The 501-nt window shown below is 73.5% G+C and carries 1 protein-coding gene; it reads left to right on the plus strand.

Annotated features, from left to right (window positions below; genetic code table 11):
* Window positions 1-501: LysR family transcriptional regulator (locus DNK89_RS24110; RefSeq protein WP_153064367.1), on the plus strand; the 501-nt coding region annotated here is incomplete at both ends.

Here is a 501-nt window from a genome sequence, read left to right on the forward strand (position 1 = left end):
GCTGCACTTCGGCCGCGCCGCCGAACGGCTGGGGATGACCCAGCCGCCGCTGAGTCAGTCGATCATCAACCTGGAGCGGGACCTGGGCGCGCCGCTGTTCGTGCGCTCCAAGCGCAGCGTGCGGCTCAGCCCGCTGGGCGAGCAGTGGCTGCCCGAGGTGCTGGCCGCCCTGGCGGCGGTGGACGAGTTGCCGACCACCGCGCGGCGCCTGCGCGACGGCCGCACCGGCCTGCTCTCGCTCTCCTTCGTCAGCACGGCCGACTACAGCGTCCTGCCCGATCTGGTCAGCCGCTATTCCCAGGCCTTCCCGGACGTCGAGATCCGACTGGTCGAGGCCACCAGCGACGTCCAGATTCCGGCGCTGGCCGGCGCGGAGCGCCACGCCGGCATCATCATCCCGCCGCACGACCGGGCCCTGCCCGAGCCCCTAGCCTACCGCCAGCTGGTCTCCGAACCGTTGGTGGCGGCCGCCCCGGCGGCGTGGATCGAGGACGGCCGCCT

Origin of the sequence: Acidovorax sp. ST3, assembly GCF_003231145.1 — a bacterium.
Lineage (GTDB): Bacteria > Pseudomonadota > Gammaproteobacteria > Burkholderiales > Burkholderiaceae_C > Acidovorax.